Below are 1,264 nucleotides of genomic sequence, written 5' to 3' on the forward strand. Positions count from 1 at the left end.
CGGGTGCGACCGGCGGGTCCGGTGCCGCCGCGCCCGGGGGTGGCGGATCGGGTGGCAGCGGATCGGGTGGCACGCGGTCCGGGGGCGCCTCGGCCGGCACGTCCGGCGGCACGTCGTCGGCCGGTACGAGCACCCAGACCCGCGCGGCCACCCTCACCCTGGACGACGCGGCCGCGCTGGAGGACACCAGCCAGGCGCCCGACGTCGCCGCGGTCGCACCCGTCGTCACCGCGTCGAACGTGGTGGCGACCGATGCGGGGGCCTCGCACACGCTCGCGTCCTTCCTCGGCACCTCGCCGAGCTACCTGGGCATCGACGACGACACGGTCCAGGCCGGGAGCACCTTCACCGACTCCGACTACGTGGCGCACCGCCGGGTGGCGCTCATCGGCGTCACCGCGGCGCAGGACCTCGTCGGCGGTGACGGGCTGTCGGTCGTCGGGCAGCGCATCTCACTCAACGGCATCCCGTTCCAGGTGGTCGGCGTGCTCACCTCGAAGGGGACCGCGCTCGGCCAGGACCAGGACGACCGCGTCATCGCCCCGCTGCCGGCCGTGCAGGACACGCTCACCGGGTACGGCAACCTCTCCGCGATCAGCGTGAAGGCCGCCTCGGCGCAGGCCACCACGGCGGCCCAGTCCGAGATCACCGACATCCTGGACGCCCGGCACCACGTGAGTGCCTCGACCGCCGACTTCACGGTGTCCAGCGCCGCGTCCTTCGTCGCCGCCGCGACCGCGACGACCGCCACCTTCACGGTGCTGCTCGGCTCGGTGGCCGCGATCTCGCTGCTGGTCGGCGGCATCGGGGTGATGAACATCATGCTGGTCTCGGTCACCGAGCGGACACGTGAGATCGGCATCCGCAAGGCCATCGGGGCGCAGCGGTCGGACGTCGTGGGGCAGTTCCTGCTCGAGGCGGTGCTGCTGTCCGTGCTCGGCGGCACGATGGGGATCCTCGTCGGGCTGCTCGGCACGCGGTTCACGATCCTCGGCATCCACCCCGTCGTCTCGACCGGGTCGGTGCTGCTCGCCTTCGGCGTCTCGGCGGCCGTCGGCCTCTTCTTCGGCATCTACCCGGCCAACCGGGCCGCCGCGCTGCGCCCCATCGACGCGCTGCGCTACGAGTGAGCGAACCAGGCAGAAGGAGCATGTGATGAACCAGGACGGGACCCCGCAGCCGGACGAGCCGCACCGGCCGATCGAGCTGCCGGGCGGCGGTGCGGCGGGTGGTCCGGGCGGGGCCGCGGGCGGTCCGGGCCACG

1 protein-coding gene is annotated in these 1,264 nt (G+C 73.7%); it reads left to right on the plus strand.

The features are described 5' to 3' along the window. A partial coding sequence (locus F2B26_RS16275; RefSeq protein ID WP_159811116.1) for an ABC transporter permease occupies positions 1 to 1,130 on the plus strand: 1,130 nt, incomplete at its 5' end. Between the last annotated feature and the right edge of the window lie 134 nt (positions 1,131 to 1,264).

The organism is Cellulomonas citrea (assembly GCF_009829685.1).
GTDB lineage: Bacteria > Actinomycetota > Actinomycetes > Actinomycetales > Cellulomonadaceae > Cellulomonas > Cellulomonas citrea.